Annotated in this window: 14 protein-coding genes; 9 read left to right on the top strand and 5 right to left on the bottom strand. The window is 63.9% G+C overall.

The features are described 5' to 3' along the window. From DID96_RS33490 to DID96_RS33480, 3 genes are all read left to right on the top strand, one after another. The coding region (locus DID96_RS33490; RefSeq protein ID WP_185732448.1) for an alginate export family protein at positions 1–647 on the top strand (647 nt) is incomplete at its 5' end. A gap of 79 nt (positions 648–726) precedes the next feature. After that, positions 727–936, top strand: coding sequence for a DUF3331 domain-containing protein (locus tag DID96_RS33485; RefSeq protein ID WP_124603483.1), 210 nt, complete (start codon positions 727–729; stop codon positions 934–936). A 373-nt stretch (positions 937–1,309) separates the two neighbouring features. Then, positions 1,310–2,488 carry an AraC family transcriptional regulator gene (locus DID96_RS33480; RefSeq protein ID WP_260464105.1) on the top strand — a complete coding sequence of 393 codons (1,179 nt, stop codon included), beginning with the start codon at positions 1,310–1,312 and terminating at the stop codon, positions 2,486–2,488. Positions 2,489–2,519: 31 nt separating this feature from the next. On the opposite strand, the gene DID96_RS33475 is transcribed toward DID96_RS33480, so the two are convergent. After that, positions 2,520–3,428, bottom strand: coding sequence for a cyclic nucleotide-binding protein (locus DID96_RS33475; protein WP_124603482.1), 909 nt, complete (start codon positions 3,426–3,428; stop codon positions 2,520–2,522). Positions 3,429–3,863: 435 nt separating this feature from the next. Between DID96_RS33475 and DID96_RS33470 the strand changes: the two genes are divergently transcribed. Continuing rightward, entirely contained in the window at positions 3,864–4,751 is an 888-nt protein-coding gene (locus tag DID96_RS33470; protein WP_124603481.1) for an AraC family transcriptional regulator, read from the top strand. A 66-nt stretch (positions 4,752–4,817) separates the two neighbouring features. On the opposite strand, the gene DID96_RS33465 is transcribed toward DID96_RS33470, so the two are convergent. Continuing rightward, positions 4,818–5,747 carry a LysR family transcriptional regulator gene (locus tag DID96_RS33465; protein WP_124603480.1) on the bottom strand — a complete coding sequence of 310 codons (930 nt, stop codon included), beginning with the start codon at positions 5,745–5,747 and terminating at the stop codon, positions 4,818–4,820. Between the two features lie 103 nt (positions 5,748–5,850). Here DID96_RS33465 and DID96_RS33460 point away from each other — a divergent pair, with 103 nt between their 5' ends. From DID96_RS33460 to DID96_RS33440, 5 genes are all read left to right on the top strand, one after another. After that, positions 5,851–7,074 (top strand): MFS transporter, encoded by a 1,224-nt coding sequence (locus tag DID96_RS33460; protein WP_124603479.1) that lies wholly within the window; start codon positions 5,851–5,853, stop codon positions 7,072–7,074. A gap of 105 nt (positions 7,075–7,179) precedes the next feature. Beyond that, positions 7,180–7,986, top strand: a complete 807-nt coding sequence (gene dkgB / locus DID96_RS33455) for a 2,5-didehydrogluconate reductase DkgB (protein WP_124603478.1) — start codon at positions 7,180–7,182, stop codon at positions 7,984–7,986. Between the two features lie 64 nt (positions 7,987–8,050). Next, the gene (locus tag DID96_RS33450) at positions 8,051–9,166 is read left to right on the top strand and encodes an alkene reductase (RefSeq protein ID WP_124603477.1); all 1,116 of its coding nucleotides are present in this window, start codon (positions 8,051–8,053) and stop codon (positions 9,164–9,166) included. A gap of 40 nt (positions 9,167–9,206) precedes the next feature. Then, on the top strand, positions 9,207–9,332 hold the full coding sequence (locus DID96_RS33445) for a hypothetical protein (protein ID WP_409333836.1): 126 nt from the start codon (positions 9,207–9,209) through the stop codon (positions 9,330–9,332). 30 nt (positions 9,333–9,362) lie between these two features. After that, positions 9,363–10,250 carry an AraC family transcriptional regulator gene (locus tag DID96_RS33440; protein ID WP_124603476.1) on the top strand — a complete coding sequence of 296 codons (888 nt, stop codon included), beginning with the start codon at positions 9,363–9,365 and terminating at the stop codon, positions 10,248–10,250. A gap of 108 nt (positions 10,251–10,358) precedes the next feature. Here the strand turns inward: DID96_RS33440 and DID96_RS33435 are convergent, their stop codons facing one another. Genes DID96_RS33435 through DID96_RS33425 form a run of 3 tightly spaced genes read right to left on the bottom strand, consistent with a single transcriptional unit; the run spans position 10,359 to position 15,548 of the window. Then, the gene (locus DID96_RS33435; RefSeq protein WP_124603475.1) at positions 10,359–11,543 is read right to left on the bottom strand and encodes a DUF3322 domain-containing protein; all 1,185 of its coding nucleotides are present in this window, start codon (positions 11,541–11,543) and stop codon (positions 10,359–10,361) included. Continuing rightward, a complete protein-coding gene (locus DID96_RS33430; protein WP_124603474.1) occupies positions 11,540–14,902 on the bottom strand; it encodes an ATP-binding protein in 3,363 nt (1,120 codons plus the stop codon). The genes DID96_RS33435 and DID96_RS33430 overlap by 4 nt, the downstream gene beginning before the upstream one ends. Further along, positions 14,895–15,548, bottom strand: a complete 654-nt coding sequence (locus tag DID96_RS33425; protein ID WP_124603473.1) for a DUF4194 domain-containing protein — start codon at positions 15,546–15,548, stop codon at positions 14,895–14,897. Before DID96_RS33425 ends, DID96_RS33430 begins: the two co-directional genes overlap by 8 nt. Position 15,549: the final 1 nt, after the last annotated feature.

Below are 15,549 nucleotides of genomic sequence, written 5' to 3'. Positions count from 1 at the left end.
GTTACAACCGCAACAACGCGCGTTTCATCGATGCGAGCGGCCCCGAGCATCGCGACGTGTGGGACCTGCGCTATTCCGGCACGCGCGGCCGCTTCGATTGGGATATCGAAGCGATGCTGCAGACGGGCACGGTCGGCCGCGACACGATCGGCGCGTGGGCGGTCGGCTCGATCGCCGGCTACAAGCTCGACATGCCGTGGTCGCCACGCGTCGCGCTGCAGGTCGACGCGGCGTCGGGCGACCGGCACCCGCACGACGGCCGGGTCGAGACCTTCAACACGCTGTTTCCGAACGGCTACTACTTCACGCTCGCCGGGTATACGGGCTATGCGAACCTGATTCACGTGAAGCCGTCGGTCACGCTCAAGCCGTCGGCGAACCTGTCGCTGCTCGGCGCGCTCGGTTTCCAGTGGCGCGAGACGACTGGCGACGCCGTCTATCAGCAAGCGAATCAGGCCGTGCCGGGCACCGCGGGCAAGGGCGGGCTGTGGACGGGGATGTACGTGCAGCTGCGTGCGGACTGGACGATTGCGGCGAACCTGATCGGCTCGATCGAAGCCGTGCATTTCCAGGTCGGCGACGCGATCCGGCAGGCGGGCGGGCACAACGCCGATTATGCAGGTCTGGAGCTCAAGTATGGCTGGTAGGAGCCGGTTCACCGGAGCGCGACGCGCCGTTCGCGGGATGACGCCGGTCGTCGGAAGACCGAGCAGCGTGTGACGTCGAATGAGTGCACGGGTGCAGGTACTGGCGTATTCGGATGTCGTGCTGCTCGTGCGCTGGCACGAGCCCGGCGTTTTCGGCCACCATGAACAGCGCTGGAAGCCGGGGCGTGCAGTGCGCTCCGGTCAGTGCGCGTTGTCCGGCGCGAAGATCGTCTGCGGCGACGCCATCTTCAGCCTCGGTAACCGGACACGGCCCGTGCAAACGCGATGACTCCGGGCCGAGACGGCATCGCCATCGCCATCGCCATCGCCATTCAACAACCGCTCTGCCAACGAATCAAGATCGCGCACGCACGCGTGATCCGCCTTCCAAATGCGTTGCGCTTGCCGACCCTTGGCAGGCAGCGCCGCCGCTCAAGACCCGAATTGCGTTGGCTCAAACGTCGAAATGCGGATACCCGGTCCTTAGTCGGCAGCCGAACCACGAACAAGCGTGCGAACCGATGACGGTCAACTGGCTCGGTTTGTGCAATGCCACCCACCCGGATAGCGTACGCAATGGCCTACGCAGCCTTCTCCTGGCACGCGAAAACATCAACCGCATGAAAAGCGCTGCTTGAGGGCCTCACGAATTCATCAGACGTATGGCGACGCGACAGTATGTATCGCGCCAGTGCGCGACTGTGCTGAAGCCACTCGACAAACAGGATGCGAATCGTGCAAAAACAGGCAAGAATGTTCAAGAAATCATCATCCCGGGTGCTCATCATTCAGTCACCATCGCATACCGTGCGGTTGGTGCATCGGACGAGATAGGGCGGGAAACCTGCTCAAGTCGTGGATCGCCCCCTCGTTTGATGGCACGACGCTGCGCGTGTATGAGCAACGGTAACAGTCAATTCTGGAAGCGAAATATGGACCGGATCGTGCAGCAGGCTCCGCCACACTTAGCCGGCAAGGACTCCCTCGGCTGCGAGTCGAAAACCTTCGCGCAAGACTTCGAACGGCGGACAGAATCGTTCCATTTCTACCGAAAGGCGACACACGACGCGCGATTGTCGCGCGTGACGACGCCCGCGTCCGATCGCGGCGTGCTGGTCGGAATCTCGCTTACCAATGGCCATCGCCGTGCGATCTTGCGCGGACGGCACGCGGCCACGCACGATTTCGCAGTCGACTCAATCTATGTGCGCGACTTTTCCGAAGAATATCGCGCGGATCTCCATGCGGATTTCGACTTCGTGCTCGTCGAGATCCCGCTTGCAGTCTTGACTGACTTGACGGGACAGCGCGAGGTTCGCGGTATCGCACCGGCGGTCGCGCATCATGACCGCCTGTTGGGCCAGATTGGCCGAACGCTCGCGCTCGCGCTGGCCGCCGAGGACGATACGATGCCGTTGTTGCTCGACCATCTCGGCCTTGCGATCGGTACGCACCTGCTTCACGCATTCGGGCAGTGGCCGCGCGGGAGCGGCCCGCGCCACGCGGTGCTATCCGCGTTGCACGAGGCACGCGCGAAAGACATGCTGATGGCCGGCGTGCGCTCGATTGACGAGATTGCAACTGCGTGCGGGCTTTCGCGCAGCTATTTCATCAAGGCCTTCAGGGGATCCACGCAGACCACACCGCACCAGTGGCTGCTCGAACAGCGTGTTGCCGCCGCGAAGGAACTGCTGTTGCGCAGCGATTGGACGCTTGAGCGAATTGCGCTGCACTGCGGCTTCTCGAGCCAGAGTCACTTCACGCACGCGTTCGCGAGTTTGACCGGCACGCCGCCTGGCGCATGGCGCCGTAGGGCTGACACGGACGTCCTGAAGCGTTGAATGTCCAGAATCTGGCTTGGAGGGCAAGGCACTATCGTCCGTCGGCACGCAGAAAGTTCAGCACCGCATCGACGGCTGCCGCGCCTTCAATCGCGCTGACAAGGGTCGGACGCACGTTCGCGCACCGCACGTCGCCGATTGCGAACACGCCGGGCTGTGAGCTTTCGAACGGTGCAGCGCGCATCGAGCCGCGCGCCGATCTGCCGGTGAGCACGAAGCCCCCGGGATTGACGTCGATTGCGCCATCGAGCCACTCCGTATTCGCTCGCATCCGGATCTGCGCGACGTGGCGATTGTAATCGGGACGCAGCGTCGAATTGACGATGACCGAGTGCGTGCGAAGCGAGTCGCCGCCGCGCGATTTGAGGACGAAAGGATAGCTGGCGCAATCGAGGCGCACATACACGCCATGCACGGTCAAGTGCGGACCGATCCGATGTGCGAGTTGCGGCGTGAGCGGTTCCGGTTCGCTGTCAATGCCGTAAGGAAGCTGACCATCGACCCATACCGTGTCGAGACCGTGCGCGATCGCTTGCGCGGCGGCGACGAGGCCGGCGAATCCGGTACCGACGATCGCGAGGTCGTAGTCGTGGTGCCACGACAGAGGTACTGTCGTGCGTCGCCAGGACGAGGTGCGCACAACCGGATTGGCCGCGCGGGCGAACGCGCGCAGTCGGCGCTGCACGAACGTTCGGATGAGAAAGCCGCATATATCGGGATCGTTGCGCAGCAGGCGCTTCAGCATCTTGCGCCCGATCCGCAGCAGGCGGCTTGCGCGGGCGACGACAATCGTCGTCGTTGCCCCCGTATTGACCAACAGATCGAGTTCGCCGCTGAATGCGTGCGTGCCGATCGGAACGCCGGGATTCGGGGCATACTCGCGCAGAGCGCCGTCGAGGACCACGTACATCGCATCGCTGCGGATGCCCTGTTCGCTCAATGGCGTGCCCGCTGGCACGTCACCGATCGTCCCGTATGGCTGCGCGCGCGCGATTCGGTCGGTCGATATCCGGATCGCGTGACTGTCGAACGATTGGTCCAGACACCGCAGCACGTTTTGGAGTGAATCCATGGTGGAATTGGCTGCTTTCAATACGCAAACGGCTGAGCGAAGCGTTCAATCTAACGTGCGCGGCAGGCGGCGTCTTGTTTGTATGACGGAATTTTGGCGGAAAGTCTGCTTTACACAAAAAAGGCGTGCAGGCCGAGCGCATGGCGAAGCCGGGTGACGTTTCTGAAATAAGTACAACTCTGTTCTATCGATATCGTGGCCGTGCGCCTAAGCTTGCGCGTGACAGCGGTTCCGGACGATGCGCTCATCGGAAATCGAGACGCATGTGGACGGGCGGAATTCTGACAGACACGGAGCCAATTGATGAACGTGACGGAATCAATGCCTGCGAGCATCCGGGCTGCGTTTGACGGCGCGTCGATCGAGTCGCTCGACGCTTCAACCGAATTGCATGGCTTCGCGGATCTGACTCGAGTGCGTTATGGCGCACCGGACTTCGGCGCGGTCGCGCTGGCGGTGTCGCCGGATCAGTACTTGATCGGGATGTCGTTGATCGACACGTATCGCGAGCCGTCTAAAGCGGCGGGGCGGCAGATCGTGCGAGCGGGCGTGTGGATCACGCGCGGCGGCGAATGCTATCAGGCGAGGCTGTTGAAGCCGTTCGACCTGCTATTCGCCTACCTGCCGCAACGCGCGTTGCTCGAGTCGGCGCGTACCACCGGGCGACGCGAGGTTCGCGATCTTGATTGTCCAGGCGGCAAGGCCGACGCGGTCCTGCAATGCCTGTCGAGCGGGCTGCTGACGGCGGCCGCCGGCGACGGGCCAGCCAGCCGGACGGTTGCAGCGCACCTTGCATATGCAATCCAGCTTCATGTCGTGCAGCGTTATGGCACCACCGCGCGCGCGTTGCCGGCGCACGGGATGCTGGCGGGATGGCAGGTCGAGCGTGCGAAGGCGCTCCTGGTGCAGCAGTCCGATTCCGAAATATCCATCTCGAATGTTGCCTCTGCGTGCGGGCTGTCGCGCAGCTATTTCATCAAGGCATTCCGGCAGACGGTCGGCACGACCCCGCATCGCTGGCTGCTTGAATACAAGATCGAGCGGGTGAAGCAGTGCCTGCGTGCACACACGGAGCCGATCGCAGAGATCGCGCAGCAATTGGGTTTTGCCGATCAGTCTCATCTCACGCGGGTATTTACCAGTATGGTGGGCATACCGCCGGCTACGTGGCGGCGCGACCGTTGCGAATAGCCTGAAGCACCGAAAAATGGGGCGCGGCGGCCACATGGTCACGACAAGGCGCCATTCAACAGCCAGCTAGGCCTTGTTCGCCCATACCAACGACGGCCGCGCCGACGCATCGCCGTCGATGGCATGAACCAGATAATCGACGAACGACGCAATCCGCGACGAAATCGCCGTGTTCCGGTAATACACCGCATGAATCGGCTGCTGGACATCGAGCGTCTGGCGCGCGAACAACTGCACGAGCCGGCCCGCCTCGCGATCCGGCGTGGTCATGAAATCCGACAGGCACACGATGCCCGCGCCCTCCAGCGCGAGCTGCCGCAGCGTCTCGCCGCTCGACGACCACACGCCCGGCTCGATGCGGTGCGGCTCGCCGTCGGCGCCGAGGATCGGCCACACGTTCAGCGATTCCGGCTGCGTGAAGCCGAGCAGCGTGTGCTTGTCGAGATCCTCGACCTTGCGCGGCTGGCCATGCGCTTCGAGATAGGCGGGACTCGCCAGGATGCGCATCCGGCTGTTGCCGATGTGCCGGCTGTGCAGCGTCGAATCCTTGAGCCGGCCGATCCGGATCGCAACGTCGGTGCGCCGTTCCAGCAAGTCGATGATCCCTTCGTTGCTGTTCAGCTCCAGCTCGACCTTCGGGAAGCGTTCACGGTAGCCGCGCACGAGCGGCACGATCACGTGCAGCATGAACGGTGTCGCAGCGTCCACGCGCAGCCGCCCCGACGGTATCTCGCGCCGCGCGAGCATCTGCTCCTCCGCGTTCTCGACCGATTCGATGATCGCGCGGGCATTCTGCAGGAACGCGCGGCCTTCTTCGGTCAGTTCGAGCCGGCGCGTGGTCCGGCGCAGCAGCGTGGTCTTCAGCTTCTCCTCGAGCCGCGCAAGCGTGCGGCTCGTAGCCGACACGGTGAGGTCGAGTTGCTGCGCGGCGGCGGTGATCGAACCGGTGTCGACCACGGCGGCAAAGGCCTGGAGTTCGTCGAGCGTGATCTTCATTGTTGATCTGAAATCAAAACAATTTGGTTTATAGCCCTGTTTTTCCACAAAAGTAAAGTCGGCACACTGCGTTCCATCCTCACCGGACCCAGGAACGCCCATCATGCCACTCGCCCTGCTGGCGCTGACCATCAGCGCCTTTGCCATCGGTACCACCGAATTCGTGATCGTCGGGCTGATCCCGACGATCGGCGCCGACCTCGGCGTCAGCCTGCCGTCCGCGGGCCTGCTCGTCAGCCTTTACGCGCTGAGCGTCGCGATCGGCGCGCCGCTGCTCACCGCGCTCACCGGCCGCGTGCCGCGCAAGACGCTGCTCGCCGCGCTGATGGCGCTCTTCACCGTCGGCAACCTCGTCGCCTGGCAGGCGCCCGGCTACGAATCGCTGATCGTCGCCCGGATCCTCACCGGCCTCGCGCACGGCGTGTTCTTCTCGGTCGGCTCGATCATCGCTACCACGCTGGTGCCGAAGGATAAAGCCGCCAGCGCGATCGCGACGATGTTCAGCGGGATGACCGTCGCGTTCGTCGCGGGCATTCCGCTCGGCACTTTCATCGGCCAGCACTTCGGCTGGCGCGCGACGTTCCTGATCGTCGCACTGTTCGGCCTTGTCGCATTCGTCGGCGCGGTCGCGTTCGTGCCGCGCGCGCTGCCGCAAACGCCGCCCGCGCCGCTCGCCCGCCAGTTCCGCGTGCTCGCGCAACCGCGCCTGCTGCTCGTGTACGCGATGACGGCGGTCGGCTACGGCGGCTCGCTGATCGCGTTCACGTATATGGCGCCGCTGCTCGAACAGATCGCCGGCTTCACGCCGTCGCAGGTCAGCCTCGTGCTCGTCGGCTATGGCGTGTCGGTCGCGTTCGGCAACGTGTGGGGCGGCAAGCTCGCCGATCGCGTCGGCCCCGTGAAGGCGCTCAAGCAGATCTTCGTGCTGCTCGCGATCGTGCTGCTCGCGCTGACTTTCACGGTTCACGTCAAGTGGCTCGCGGTGCTGACGATGCTCGCGTGGGGCGCCGTCGCATTCGGCAACGTGCCGGGCCTGCAGGTGTACGTCGTCAAGCAGGCGCGCCACTTTGCACCCGACGCCGTCGACGTCGCATCGGGCTTCAACATCGCCGCATTCAACGTTGGCGTCGCGGGCGGCTCGTCGCTCGGTGGCCTGATCGTCGCGAACGACGGCCTCGGCCATACGCCGTGGATCGCCGCGGCCGTCACGCTCGGCGCGTTCGCGCTCACCGCACTGAGCGGCCGTCTCGACAGCCGCCATGGCCTGCCCGAACGCACGGCCGAACCCGTCGAGTCGCGTGGCACCGAAGTCATCGTCGATATTTGATTTCAAATCAAATATTTTTGACCGCTAACCGCGTTTATTTCATCAGTCTCAACCACCAGAATGACTGACAGATCGAAACCGTTCCATCCCTTCCAGGAGCACACGATGGGCAAGATTCCCGCATTCGGCCTCGGTACGTTCCGCCTGCAAGGCCAGGTCGTGATCGACTCGGTCCGCAACGGCCTGGAACTCGGCTACCGCGCGATCGACACCGCGCAGATCTACGGCAACGAGGCCGAAGTCGGCGAAGCGATCGCCGTATCGGGCGTGCGCCGCGAAGACCTGTTCCTCACGACGAAGATCTGGGTCGACAACTACGCGAGCGACAAGCTCGTGCCGAGCCTCGAAGAAAGCCTCCTCAAGCTGCGCACCGACTACGTCGACCTGACCCTGATCCACTGGCCGGCCCCCGGCAACGGCGTTGCGCTCGACACGTTCATGACCGCGCTCGCCGACGCGCAGGCGCAGGGCCTTACGCGCCGGATCGGCATCTCGAACTTCAACATCGAACTGACGAAGCAGGCGATCGCCGCGGTCGGCAAGGAGGCGATCGCGACGAACCAGATCGAGCTGAGCCCGTATCTGCAGAACCGCACGCTCGCCGAGTTCCTGACGCGCGAAGGCATCCACGTGACGTCGTACATGACGCTCGCGTACGGCAAGGTGCTCGGCGACCCGGTGATCGGCGCAATCGCGCAACGCCACGACTCGACGCCGGCGCAAGTCGCGCTCGCATGGGCGCTGCAGCTCGGCTACTCGGTGATTCCGTCGTCGACGAAGCGCGAGAACCTCGCGAGCAACCTGCTCGCGCAGACGCTGCGCCTGACCGACGAAGACATGGCGCAGATCGCCGCGCTCGAACGCAACGGCCGCGAAGTCGACCCCGCCGGCCTCGCGCCGAAGTGGGACTGAACGCGCCGCCCGCCAATTGATCCGTCCGCGGCCCGCTGGCCGCGGCATCGACAGGACACCCCGCATGAACCAGGATCCGCTCTTCCAACCGCTGCAACTCGGCGCGCTGACGCTGCCGAACCGCATCGTGATGCCGCCGATGACGCGTTCGCGCGCCAGCCAGCCTGGCGACGAAGCCAACGAATTGATGGCCGCGTACTATGCGCAGCGCGCGAGCGCCGGCCTGATCGTCAGCGAAGGCACCTATATCGCGCCGCTCGGCAAGGGCTACGCATGGACGCCCGGCATTCACACGCCGGCGCAGGTCGCCGGCTGGCGCAAGGTGACGGATGCCGTGCATGCCGCGCACGGCCGCATCTTCGCGCAGCTCTGGCACGTCGGCCGGCTGAGTCACACGAGCCTGCTTGGCGGCCAGCCGCCCGTGTCGTCGTCGCCGATCCAGGCGAAGGGCGTGAACGTGTTCGTCGCCGGTGAAGACGGCAGCACGCCGGGCTTCGTGCAGGCCTCCGAGCCGCGCGCGCTGTCGATCGACGAGATTCGCGAGATCGTCGACCAGTACCGCGCCGCCGCGCGTAACGCGATCGACGCCGGCTTCGACGGCGTCGAGCTGCACGGCGCGAACGGCTACCTCGTGAACCAGTTCATCGACTCGAACGCCAACACGCGCACCGACGCATACGGCGGCTCGCTCGAGAACCGGCTGCGCTTCCTCGCCGAAGTCACGCAGGCGCTGATCGAGGGTACGGGCGCCGCGTCGCGTGTCGGCATTCGCCTCGCGCCGCTGACCACGCTGAACGGCTGCGTTGACGACGATCCGGAAACGACCTACCTCGCCGCTGCGAAGCTGCTTGGCGAGCTCGGCGTCGGCTACCTGCACATCGCGGAAGCCGACTGGGACGACGCGCCGCTGATGCCGGTCGAATTCAAGCGAAAGCTGCGCGCCGCGTATCCCGGTGTGCTGATCTACGCGGGCAAGTACACCGCCGAGCGCGCGCGCGAAGCGATCGCCGCAGGCTGGGCCGACCTCGTCGCGTTTGGCCGCCCGTTCGTCGCGAACCCCGACCTGCCCGAGCGCCTGCGCACCGGAGCGCCGCTCGAACTGCACGACCGCAACACGCTGTTCGGCGGAGGCGAGCGGGGCCTGACCGACTACCCGACGCTCGCGCAGGCAGCGGCCTGAGCGGCTGGCCGGGGCGCTTCGCGATTGCGCATGGTTGCTCATGAGAATCGCGCTCCGTTCCCGCCTGGGTTTCGGCACCGCGCCGCTGTGCAACATGTATCGGCGCGTCCCGAACGACGAAGCCATCGCCGCGGTTGACGCGGCCCGGGAAAGCGGCATCCGCTGATTCGATGCTTTGACACACACGGAGCAATTGATGAACGTGATGGAATCAGTGCCCGCGAGCATCCGGGCTGCGTTCGACGGCGCGTCGATCGAGTCGCTCGACGCATCAACCGAATTGCATGGCTTCGCGGATCTGACTCGAGTGCGCTGTGGCGTACCGGACTTCGGCGCGGTCGCGCTGGCGGTGTTGCCGGATCGGTACTTGATCGGGATGTCGCTGATCGACACGCACCGCGAGCCGTCGAAGGAGGTAGGGCAGCAGTTGGTACGAGCGGGCGTGTGGATCACGCGCGGTGGCGAATGCTATCAGGCGCGGTTGTTGAAGCCGTTCGACCTGCTGTTCGCGTCCCTGCCGCAGCGCGCGTTGCTCGAGTCAGCGCGCGCGACGGGGCGACGCGAGGTTCGCGATCTCGGTTGTCCAGGCGGCAAGGCCGATGCGGTCCTGCAATGCCTGTCGGGCGGACTGCTGACGGCAGCCGCCAGCGACGGGCCAGCCAGCCGGACGGTTGCAGCGCACCTTGCATATGCAATCCAGCTTCATGTCGTGCAGCGTTATGGCACCACCGCGCGCGCGTTGCCGGCGCGCGGGATGCTGGCCGGTTGGCAGGTCGAACGTGCGAAGGCGCTCCTTGTGCAGCACTCGGCTTCCGAAATATCCATCTCGAATGTTGCCTCTGCGTGCGGGCTGTCGCGCAGCTATTTCATCAAGGCCTTCCGGCAGACGGTCGGCACGACCCCGCATCGCTGGCTGCTTGAATACAAGATCGAGCGGGTGAAGCAATGCCTGCGTGCACACACGGAGCCGATTGCAGATATCGCGCAGCAATTGGGTTTTGCCGATCAGTCTCATCTCACGCGGGTATTTACCAGTATGGTGGGCATACCGCCGGCTACGTGGCGGCGCGGGCGGTGCGAATAGACTGAAGCTCCGGAAAAGTCTGTGTGCCTGGGAGGTTAGGACAGGCCTCTTCGAGGCGACTTCTTCGCGTCGCATTCGAGTTGCGCCTGGCGGTGAGATTGGTGGGACCTAAACGCAAGCCCGTTCCTCTAGCGCCGCCCTGACCCACCCGAATCCGACGCGCTCTTGCTCGAGCCGCAATCCATGACGAATCCGGTTGTCACGCAGGTTGTCAAAGAGTTCGCGCTCTTGCGCCGTGAGTCGCGGCAGATCGCGTATGACCTGATCGCTTTCGTCTCCCCAGAACGTTTCGTGCGCCATCAGCGTCGCGCGGTCCATCAAGAACGAGCCAACGTGCTGGAATCGGCAACGCAATTGATCGAGAATGGCAAAGCCATGCGTATCGATGTCGCCCCAGTAGTGGAGCGCACAGTCCGTGAGCCATCGAGCCGGCTCTAGCGCTTCCCAACCGTAGCCCGCTCCGAAGAGCACGATTGATTGCGGAACATCGGGAAACGTCAGGAAATTTATCTCGTTTTCGGTAATGAACACGTGGCGGCACGGCAGTGTGAGGCGCGCGAAGCTGTCAGCGTCGAGTGCGATGTCGGGCCGGTACATGCCGGGCAGAACGGCAAGCCTCTCGTCGAGCACGCGAAATCGAATCCGGGGTGGTTTTTCGCGGAACCCGTAGCGAGCGGCAAATTGGGCGGCGCCTGTCCGGCTGCTGTCGATTGCTTCGGAAGGCAGGACGAGATCGAGCCATTGGGCGAGGACGCCGCGCCGCGCCTCGATGAATTTCGTGTCGACGTTGGCGATTTCGGCCTGGCGAAGATATACGCCCGGCTGCGGATGTGCTTGCAGCCAATCGACGACTGCCAGCAGGCGTTCCCAATCGCCGGCGAGTTCGAGCGCTTGCAACGGGCGCTGCGCAAGCCACGTAGTGAGCTTCGGCTGGCGTGAGCGTGTGATTTCGAGCAGTCGCTCGAACTGCGCTGCGTCGCGGCGCTTGCCTGCGACAGCGAGCGCATCGTCCAGACTGTCGACCCAGGCTGCTTGAGGCAACCGCTGCAGGCCGAGAATTCGATGATTGATCTCTCGCCATTCGATGCGTACGCGCGGTGTCGCGACAATTTCCGCGATCCATGCGCGTACCGCGTCGAAGCGTTCAGCCAACTCAGATGAGCTCGGGCCTTTTATCGCAAGGCGTAGCGGGAATGGCCCCTCGGCGCCGTCTGCGACGCTTCGCAGCCATTCGCCGCGCTCCCATAGGCGCTGGAGGCGCGTACGCAGGTCGGCGCTTGTGGTCCAGTTCATTGCTCGAGCTCCGCCTTGCGCGCGCGGTACTCGTCGATCGACAGGTTGCGCAGCTTCGAGGCGCGCCCGCCTTCGTTCTGAACGAATCCGACGCTCGAAACGAAAGGCTCGATGATGTGAATCTTTTGCAGCGGCGTGACGATCAGCAGTTGCAGGTTCAGTTTTTGAAACAATGTGAGACCGTACTGCGCCGATTCGTCGGAGCCTCGGCCGAACGCTTCGTCGATGACGACGAAGCGGAACGATCGGGAACGCACGGCACCCCATTCGAGGCCGAACTGATAGGCGAGGCTCGCGGCAAGGATCGTATAGGCGAGCTTTTCCTTCTGGCCACCCGATTTACCGCCGGAGTCGGAGTAGTGCTCGTATTCGCTGTCGTCCTCGCGCCAACGTTCACTGGCGGCGAACAGAAACCAGTGGCGCACGTCGGTCACTTTTGCGCGCCAGCGCCGATCCTGTTCGGTCAACCCTTCGCGGCCGCGGAAGCGGTCAATGATCCGTTTGACTTGCAGGAACTTGGCCTCCGAGTACTGGCTATCGTCCGAGCCGGTGAGTTCGCCCTCGGTGCAAGCACGCAGGTCGCTCTGGAATTCGCGGATCTCCGCGTCGGGGCTGGGCTGGCTCTCTAGGACGATGTATCGACCCGCGTTGTAGTCGATTTGCCGCAAGGATTCGTTGATGTGTTCGATGCGTTCTTTGATCGTTTCCCGTTCGCGCGCGAGCTGCGCGTGGAAGTTGGCGATCTCGTTGATCGTATTGACGTTAAGCAGCTCTTTGAAACGAGCTTCGAAGCGCGGCAAATCGTCCGCTTGCAGCCGTGCGAGCATGTCGCGGTACTCGGAACTCGCGTCGAGGCTCGCATCGAAGTCGGCCGTTTCGAGCTTGTAGGCATCCTTGAAGGCCACCATGGCCTTGACGATTCTTTCGGCCAGGCGGCCAAGCGACTTCGTTTCGTTGTCGATGCGGGTTGTCAACGCTTCGCGAACGTCCCGCTCGCGATTGTCGCATGACTCGACGGAAAGCTGATGTTCGCCGAGGATCTCCGCTCGGAGGGCCTCGATTCGTTCGGCAAGCTCTGAATTCACTTCTGCAACGAGCGCGTGCGTCTCGTCGCACAGCGCTTGCGCTGCCTCTCGCCTGGCCCGTATGCCGCCCAGTTCCGAGTCGGTTTCCGAGATCGCCGCTTCACTCTCCTTTAACGCTACTTGCGCCGAGTCCAATTGAGCCGTTAACTCCGCGAGGGCGTCACTTGCCGATTCGAGGCGCGCTTTTTCGTCTGCAAGGCGCGCGATTGCGGCGGCGCAGCTCGGCCAGTCGATTTCTCGAAACTCGACGAACTCGCGGGCACGCGCAAGTGCTTCGAGTTGCTCCCGCACCTTGGCATGCCCGCTTTGGGCCTCTCCTAGCCGTTGCCCGATCTCGCCGAGCCGAACCTCGAGCGCTCGCCGTTGTGCTTCGAGGGCCGCAATTTTGGCCGTGTTGCTCCAACCGAGCACGTAGCGGCTGCGATCGTCAAGCGCGTGGCGATCGTCTTTTTCGTGGCGTTCCCCCGGCGCTTTCGCCTGGCCTGCATGCGTGATCGCGCGCGTCTCGCGCCGGAACTGCTCCTGCGTATCGCAGCATGCATAGTCGAAACGGCGGCCGATTTCGCGCTCGAGCCAGCCATAGAACAGCGAATCGGGCTTGATCGCGAGCTTGCGCGCAAGCGAGTCGCGGTGTAGCTCCATGGCCTCGGCTACACGCGCGGCGCGCACGCGAAAGTAGACGAGCCGCCCCCGGAGATGAGTGCGATCGACCCACGCCGCGACGTTCGCATAGTGCTCGTCGGGCACGAGCAGCGACAGGCCGAAGTTGCGCAGGACGCGCTCGGCGGCGCCCTCCCAATCGCGCGCATCCTCGCGCACCTGAACGAGTTCACCGGCAAACGGCAGGGCATCTTCCTCCAGACCGAGCGCCGAGCATAGGCTCGAGCGCATCGCGACTTGTTCCTTCGGGATGTTGTTGCGTCGAGCTTTCAGGCTCGCGATTTCGTCCTCTAGCAGATCATGCCGCGCTTTCCCTTCGCGGAGTGCCACACTCCATTCTGTAATCGCATTTTGCTTTTGCGCTTCGTCGTCGACGAGCGAACCGCGCTGCTCGGCCAGACGTTGACGCTGGGAAACGAATGCAGCCTCATCCGTGGCTTCCATTTCGCCGAGCAGCGTAACGATGGCGGCATAGCGTTGCGCGCGTTCGCGGCGCCGCGCTCTTTCTCGCTCGTGCTCGCGGATTTCAACCTCGAGCTGTGCGATGCGATCGCCCCCTTGTTCGGCCACGGCGCGGCGCAAATCGTCCACGCGCTGGCGTGCCTGGTCCCGCGCTTCGTCGTGCCGAGCCTTTCGCGAGGTCGCTCGCGCATGATCCTCGTCGAGCAATTGAAGGCGGCGCTCGATGAGGCAGAGCTTGAGCCCGGCGAAGTAGGGCTTCAATGCTTCACGGCAGTCGCGCCAGCCTTCGAGAACACGTCCTTGCTCGCTGTGGCGGTCGCAGTCGTCGACGAGCGGTGTCAGCAGTTCCACCTGGCGTTTGGCTTTCAGTACCGCCTCGTGCGCGCGATTCAGATCGTCGAAGTGAGTGATCAATGCGTCGACGCGCGGTGCGACCTCGAACGGCTCGAGCATGTGGCTGCGTACGAAGTCGGTGAGATTGCCCACCGATTTCATCGATACCGTTTGATGAAAGAGTTCAAGCGCTTGCTCGTTTTCGATTCCGAAGCGCCGCCGGAACCACGCGCTATATTTCGGAAACGTGTCCTCGATTTCGGCACCCGATCCGCGCAGCTTTTTGCGCAGTTGTGCGATGTCGGTGCCGAAGCGCGAGAAGTCGGCTGCGATCGAGAGGTTGCGTTCGGCACAGACGAAGAACCGCGCTGGTTGAGCCTGCGCGTCTTTCATCCAGAATACCTGTGCGAGTGTGACCGTGGCATCGTATCCGGCGTTACGAAATACCCCCAGGATCACCGAATAGTTGTTGTGGTCGCGCAGGCTCACGGGTTTTGCGGTCCCCGTGACCTCGTTGCGCTCCGACTTGTAGTAGCCGAGAACATACGAGCGCAGCGTGCGTTCCTTGCTGTCGGCGCCTGCCGCCTTGTTGTAGGCGATGCGCTGCGCGGGCACGAGGAGGGTGGTGATGGCGTCGACGAGCGTCGACTTGCCGGAACCGATGTCTCCTGTCAGCAGGCCGTTGCGGCCATCGACCCGCAGCGTCCAGACCCGTTCGTCGAAGGTTCCCCAGTTGAAAACCTCGAGTCGCTCAAGGCGAAAGCCCGTCAGGGTGTCGTCGGCCGCAAAATCGAGGCCGAGTGTGCGCGGTTCATTCATCGCGACTCTCCCGTTGGTCCCAAACCGTCGAATCCTGAAGGTGCGCCCGATAGCCCGCGAGCCGCGCGTCGAAATCGAGCAGCCATTGCGCATCGACGAACGCCTTGAGAATACGCCGCACCTCGAACGTGGGCGGCCCGCTCGTGGTCTTCATCCGGCGCAGGAAGCCCAGCTCGACGATCTTGTTCACGTGCGTATCAATCTGATCGACCAGGCGCGCCTCGTTCGTGCTCGCGGGAAGGAATACGCGTGCGAGTTCGACGATGTCCTCGCGGGCAAGAACGAGCCGCGTGTCGCCGCCGCCCGCATCCCACTCCGCCAGTTTCTTTCGCAGCAGCGCGAGCAGCAGGCTCACGGGGAACGACAGTGGGCGCCGGACAACGAGCCGGGGCAGCCTGGGCTGGTCCCCGTCGACTTCGGCATCGTGCTCGGCGCGGCTTTTTACGAAGGCGTAGCCCTCCGCATCGTCCATGACCAGTTCGAGGCCTAGCACGGCGACGTAGTCGCGCACGTGCGTCTGCAATTCGAGCAGCGCGGCCCAGAGGCGCTCGTTTCCATCGCGATAGACCACACCCTTGAGCAGCGCGATCGCAACCGCCGGCAAATCGCCTCGACCAGGCGACGAGGCTTGCTGTTCTTCCGTCATC

The sequence above is a fragment of the Burkholderia sp. Bp8963 genome (genome assembly GCF_003854275.1).
In the GTDB taxonomy this organism is placed as follows: Bacteria; Pseudomonadota; Gammaproteobacteria; order Burkholderiales; family Burkholderiaceae; genus Burkholderia.
The sequence above is the reverse complement of the archived record's forward strand: the minus strand, read 5'-3'. Positions and strand labels throughout refer to the sequence as shown.

Coding starts and splice junctions, on each gene's coding strand:
- DID96_RS33485 (WP_124603483.1), top strand. CDS start 727: ATGAGTGCACGGGTGCAGGTACTGGCGTATTCGGATGTCGTGCTGCTC.
- DID96_RS33480 (WP_260464105.1), top strand. CDS start 1,310: ATGGCGACGCGACAGTATGTATCGCGCCAGTGCGCGACTGTGCTGAAG.
- DID96_RS33470 (WP_124603481.1), top strand. CDS start 3,864: ATGAACGTGACGGAATCAATGCCTGCGAGCATCCGGGCTGCGTTTGAC.
- DID96_RS33465 (WP_124603480.1), bottom strand. CDS start 5,747: ATGAAGATCACGCTCGACGAACTCCAGGCCTTTGCCGCCGTGGTCGAC.
- DID96_RS33460 (WP_124603479.1), top strand. CDS start 5,851: ATGCCACTCGCCCTGCTGGCGCTGACCATCAGCGCCTTTGCCATCGGT.
- dkgB (WP_124603478.1), top strand. CDS start 7,180: ATGGGCAAGATTCCCGCATTCGGCCTCGGTACGTTCCGCCTGCAAGGC.
- DID96_RS33450 (WP_124603477.1), top strand. CDS start 8,051: ATGAACCAGGATCCGCTCTTCCAACCGCTGCAACTCGGCGCGCTGACG.
- DID96_RS33445 (WP_409333836.1), top strand. CDS start 9,207: ATGAGAATCGCGCTCCGTTCCCGCCTGGGTTTCGGCACCGCGCCGCTG.
- DID96_RS33440 (WP_124603476.1), top strand. CDS start 9,363: ATGAACGTGATGGAATCAGTGCCCGCGAGCATCCGGGCTGCGTTCGAC.
- DID96_RS33435 (WP_124603475.1), bottom strand. CDS start 11,543: ATGAACTGGACCACAAGCGCCGACCTGCGTACGCGCCTCCAGCGCCTA.
- DID96_RS33430 (WP_124603474.1), bottom strand. CDS start 14,902: ATGAATGAACCGCGCACACTCGGCCTCGATTTTGCGGCCGACGACACC.
- DID96_RS33425 (WP_124603473.1), bottom strand. CDS start 15,548: ATGACGGAAGAACAGCAAGCCTCGTCGCCTGGTCGAGGCGATTTGCCG.